The 4,858-nt window shown below is 61.2% G+C and carries 5 protein-coding genes; 2 read left to right on the top strand and 3 right to left on the bottom strand.

Translation table 11 applies throughout. The features are described from left to right. The coding region (locus F4Z81_03140) for a zinc-binding dehydrogenase (protein ID MXW04045.1) at positions 1 to 592 on the top strand (592 nt) is incomplete at its 5' end. 39 nt (positions 593 to 631) lie between these two features. Further along, entirely contained in the window at positions 632 to 1,438 is an 807-nt protein-coding gene (locus tag F4Z81_03135; protein MXW04044.1) for a hypothetical protein, read from the top strand. A 57-nt stretch (positions 1,439 to 1,495) separates the two neighbouring features. On the opposite strand, the gene F4Z81_03130 is transcribed toward F4Z81_03135, so the two are convergent. The 3 genes from F4Z81_03130 to F4Z81_03120 form a co-directional block, all read right to left on the bottom strand. After that, positions 1,496 to 2,713, bottom strand: a complete 1,218-nt coding sequence (locus F4Z81_03130; protein ID MXW04043.1) for a mandelate racemase — start codon at positions 2,711 to 2,713, stop codon at positions 1,496 to 1,498. Between the two features lie 61 nt (positions 2,714 to 2,774). After that, positions 2,775 to 3,545 carry a phytanoyl-CoA dioxygenase family protein gene (locus F4Z81_03125; GenBank protein ID MXW04042.1) on the bottom strand — a complete coding sequence of 257 codons (771 nt, stop codon included), beginning with the start codon at positions 3,543 to 3,545 and terminating at the stop codon, positions 2,775 to 2,777. After that, positions 3,546 to 4,304: an SDR family oxidoreductase gene (locus F4Z81_03120; protein MXW04041.1), complete on the bottom strand. Its 759-nt coding sequence runs from the start codon at positions 4,302 to 4,304 to the stop codon at positions 3,546 to 3,548. Positions 4,305 to 4,858: the final 554 nt, after the last annotated feature.

Here is a 4,858-nt window from a genome sequence, read left to right as displayed (position 1 = left end):
CAACCCGCTCGGTGTCACCCGGGGAGCCACGGTGGTTATTCCGGGGGCGGGCGGACCGGGCCCCTCTGCGCCCGCCGGAGCGCGGGAGATGGGGGCGGGCAGGATCATCGTGCTCGACCGGTTTCCGGCGCGCCTTGCCCTCGCCCGGGAATTTGGCGCTGACGAGACCCTCAATGTCGATGAGATCGACATGAAAGCACGCATTGAGTTCGTGCTGGATCACACAGGTGGGGTCGGTGCCGACCTGGTCGCCGAGTTCGTGGGGTCGCCCCGCGTGCTCGCCGAAGGCATCGACATGCTCAGGTGGGGCGGCCGCTATCTCTGGATCGGCAACATCAACCTCGGCTTCCCGACGGAGATCGATCCGGGCAACATCGTCCGGTGCAGCAAGGCGATTCGAGGGGTAATCGTGTATGAACCCTGGGTAATCCCGCGCGCCCTCGAATTCCTGAGCCGCACACGGGACAAATACCCCTTCCACAAGATCATCTCCGACACCTTCTCATTCACTGAGATCAACGAGGCATTCACCTATGCAGGCGCGGGTTCCGCGATTCGGGTTGGGCTGGAGTTCGATGCTTTGGGCCAGTAGTTTAGGTGCTTAACGAGAATACGTGCGAGGAGTCACCCCATGTCCCTAACCGACGAAGAACGCTTCCGATTCGACCTGACCGGGTTTCTGGTCCGGCCGGCCATACTCACCGCGGATGAGGTCAAGGACATCCGCGATCAGATCTACCTGATCAAGCACGATCCGGAATCTCTACCGCCGGAACATCGCGATGTGCCAGGTGGTCCCTCAAGCGTGCTCATCGACCACCCCGCGGTCATCGACGTGATTGAGGAGATCATCAGCAAGGATTTCCGCCTGGAAAACTGCAGCTGCGTGTGGCGCAACAAGGGAGAGGCGCACGGGGAACTGCACGGGGGTGGCCCCAGACAGATCGATCCCATCTTCGGCTACCGGGTGCAGCGCGAACAGATTTACGCGGGCATGGTCCGGGTGATCTTCGAGTTCACGGATATACGCATGGAAGACCAGAGCACGCATTTCGTGGTGGGGAGCCACAAGGCGAACTTCCCCATGCATCCCGATCACATGTCACTGGAGGACGGCAAGCGAAGCGAGTTCCTCATGACCTACGCCTGTCCCGCGGGGAGCGCGGTGTTCTTCACCGAGAACACCTGTCACGCCGGTCCCGTGTGGAACCGGGACGAGCCCCGGGTCACCGTCCTCAACGCCTATTCCCACCTGGCCACACACTGGCACCGGCTCAAGACCCCGCCTGAAGTCATCGCGGGACTACCGCGCGAGAAGCAGGTCTACTTCCGCGAGCCGTGGATTGCAGATTTCAGGACGAATCCGGCCACGAGAAACACGGCGGAGCGGTTCCTGGGCAATGACGAGCCGCCTGTCAACGCCGATACGAAGCCCTAGCGCAATCTCCTGCGTATTTTCGAGTTTGAAACCGGACTCGTTGGGAGTCAGTCCGTTTCAGGGCCGGACGATACTGCCATCCGCCCTGCGGTCCTCCGCGGCGTACCGGGGCGTAGCCGCGTCCTCCGCGTTCAGCAGCCTCGCCGCCGCATCCTCGTCGATATCCAACCCCAGTCCGGGACTGTCGTTGGCGTAGAGGTGACCTTCCCTTAACTCGCAGGCGCCGGGGAACGCCGCGTATTCCGCCTCGCTGAAGGTGTTCTCTTCCTGGATCCCAAAGCTCCAGCTCGACATGTCGAGGTGAACGGCCGCGGCCTGGTTGACCGGGTCGTTGTCGCCCCCTTCCTGCCAGGCGGTGTTGATGCCGAAAGATTCGCAGAGGCTCGCGATCTTGCGGCACGGCGTGATGCCACCCGCCTTGGATACCCGCACCCGGACGTAGTCGATGAGGCGCTCGGTGATGAGAGGCGTCCATTCGTGGGGATTCACGAAGAGTTCGCCCATGGCCTGGGGCGTCGTGCACTGCTCCCGGATCAGGCGGTACCACTGCACCTGTTCGGGTGAAAGGACATCCTCGAGGAAGAAGAGCCGGTAGGGTTCGAGGCGCTTGGACAGGGCCACCGCCGACTGCGGCCGGAGATGCTCGTGCACATCGTGGGTCAGCTTGGGGCCGAATCCGAGCTTCGACCGCAGGTATTCGAACATGTTCGGAATGGCTTCGATGTAGGCCTCGTCGTCGAAGACCTTGTCGGCGGGCCAGGCATTGGCGGGCCGGGGTGCATCTTCCGAAGGGATGAATCCGCCGCCGCCGTAACCGCCCAACTGGCACCGGACCACGGGAAATCCTTCGTCCAGGTATCCCTGAATGGCTTCCAGCAGGGCTTCGGGCGTGCCGCCCCCCGCGTGGGCGTAACAGGGCACGGCGCTCCGGCAGGCACCGCCGAGGAGCTGGTAGACGGGCATGCCGGCTTCCTTGCCCTTGATGTCCCACAGGGCCATGTCGATCCCGGACAGGGCCGTGTTGGTGACGGCGCCGTTGCGCCAGTAACCGCTCGTGTAGAAGGTCTGCCAGATGTCCTCGATGCGGCTGACGTCCCGTCCGATGAGCTTAGGGGCCAGCATGGACTCGACGGCCTCGACGACGGCGCGCTGATGGTAGTGGTCGCTTGCCGAACCAATGCCGTGCAGACCGGGCTGATTCGTGGTGATCTTGACGATGCCCCAGGTGCCGTTCGAACGCGTCCGGATGCACTTCACGCCGGTGATGGTGGTCACGGATCCGCTCCTTTAACTGCCGTGTCTGATCCCGTTGCTGGATTTATTCAGGTTGCCGCGCCTAATCAGTGGTCACGCGCTTGCCGTCCACGAGAAAGGGCTCCGCGTTGCTCCAGTTTCGCGTGCCGTCCTCGGTCAGGATCGGTTCGGCGGAGTACTGCGTAAGGAATACTCTCCGCCAGCCGTCGGAGGTATTCGGGCTGCTGCGGTGGAAGGAGACGCTGGAGAACACGGCGATGCTCCCGGCCGGCGCGACCACGGGCACGCCCGGATCGTCCCCGAAATAGCCGATCTTGTCGTTGGTCTCGTCCACGATGCGGTGATCCTGGCGGCGCCTCGTGCCCGCGCGGGAAAAGGGTAGGATGTAGACCGTGCCGTTCTCGTCGGAGACGTCGTCGAGGGCGGCCCAGCAACTCATGTAGGGCCTGTGGTCGAACCCCACGTAGCCCGAGTCCTGGTGCCAGCCGAATTTCATGCCGACTTCGGGCCCCTTGACCACGAACTGCTCGTGAAAGAGATAGGCGGTATCGCCGAGGGTGCTCCTGCAGATCTCGGCCATGATCTCGCTGAATATGTAGGGCCGCAGGCTGGGATTGTCGCGGTGCCGGTTCGAGATGAAATAACGGCTGCCCTTGTGGGTGATGCCCCGGGACTTCTCTGAATCCCGAGCCATTTCGGCTTCCATCTCGACCCGCAGGCGGTCGCACTCGCCGCGTATGTATTCCAGCTGCTCATCGTCCAGGGCGGACTCGAGAATGAAGTACCCTTCCTCCTGGTACTGTTGCTTCTGCGCGTCGGTGATCTCGACGGGCTTTGCTCTGGTTACCGACATTTATCCCCGTCCTATATAGGGCATGGTGGTGGCCATGACCGTGATGAACTGTACGTTGGCGTCGAGGGGCAGGCCGGCCATGAAGACGACGGCGTCGGCCACGTTCTTCACGTGCATCCTGGCCTCGGCCAGCAGGTCGCCGGTCGGCTGCAGGATGCCTTCCTTCATGCGCTGGGTCATCTCCGTGGCCGCGTTTCCGATGTCGATCTGCCCGCAGGCGATGTTGTACTTCCGCCCATCGAGGGAAGTCGAACGCGTCAGGCCGGTTACGGCGTGCTTGGTGGCCGTGTACGGTGCCGAGTTCGGCCGGGGCACATGGGCGGAGACCGACCCGTTGTTGATGATCCGGCCGCCCTGCGGATCCTGGTCCTTCATGATCCCGAAGGCCTCCTTCGTGCAGAGAAAGGAACCCGTCAGGTTGACATCCACCACCGTCTGCCACTGCTCGGCCGTCAGGTCCTCGAGGAGCACCGCGGGCGCCCCGGTCCCGGCGTTGTTGAACAGCAGATCCAGGCGGCCGTGGGCTGCCTTCGTTTCCGCGAAGAGGTGCTCGACCTGCGAGGCGACCCCCACGTCCGTGGGGACGATCAGCAATCGATCTGCGGCATCGCCGGCATCGGCCACGGTCGACTCCAGGGCTTCTTTCCGCCGACCCGCGAGGACCACGCTGTAGCCTGCGTCCAGCAACGCCAGGGAACAGGCCTTGCCGATACCGGAACCCGCGCCGGTGACGACGGCGACTTTGGTGGATTCACTCATGCTGTGCTCCTATCTCGATTGTAGATACTTTGTATATACACCAACTGGATTACTTGCCATCATCCGGTAAACGTCATGCGATCACAGGTCATACCGGTGGTCGATCCGTCTCCTGTAAACTTGTATCCTGTCGATACGACACTGCAACTAACCATACCTGGATGGACTCTGCAATCCTTTTAGGAATTACATCGAAAGGTAAACATTGGCCTATGAACATATCACCACAAGCACTATTGACAAAATAACTACTCCTACGGCCACAACGAAACCAGACGAGCGACCATCAGAACTACTCTCGGCAACATTGGAAGTTACCTCGGCTTCGTTTCGTCCTCGACCGTTTTGCCAACCTTTCAATCGGTCGATTTCATCGCTGGCTTCCTGCCTGGTTTTTACATTATGTGGATCGCCTCCTAAATCCCGTATGTAGTCCAGTTGTTTTTTTGTCGGATTCGGTTCGCCAACAATTTGGCATATACGATCGAATGGCACATTCTTTATCAACACCGCCATAATCATAGTATCTGTAGCGTCGTTCAAAGCATTATGAC

The sequence above is a fragment of the Gemmatimonadota bacterium genome (assembly GCA_009835325.1).
GTDB lineage: Bacteria > JAAXHH01 > JAAXHH01 > JAAXHH01 > JAAXHH01 > JAAXHH01.
Note: the sequence above shows the minus strand (reverse complement) of the source record. Positions and strands in the feature narration are given on the sequence as shown.

What these genes read in the sequence shown, in the direction of transcription:
- F4Z81_03135 (MXW04044.1), top strand. Translation starts at nt 632, where the DNA reads ATGTCCCTAACCGACGAAGAACGCTTCCGATTCGACCTGACCGGGTTT.
- F4Z81_03125 (MXW04042.1), bottom strand. Translation starts at nt 3,545, where the DNA reads ATGTCGGTAACCAGAGCAAAGCCCGTCGAGATCACCGACGCGCAGAAG.
- F4Z81_03120 (MXW04041.1), bottom strand. Translation starts at nt 4,304, where the DNA reads ATGAGTGAATCCACCAAAGTCGCCGTCGTCACCGGCGCGGGTTCCGGT.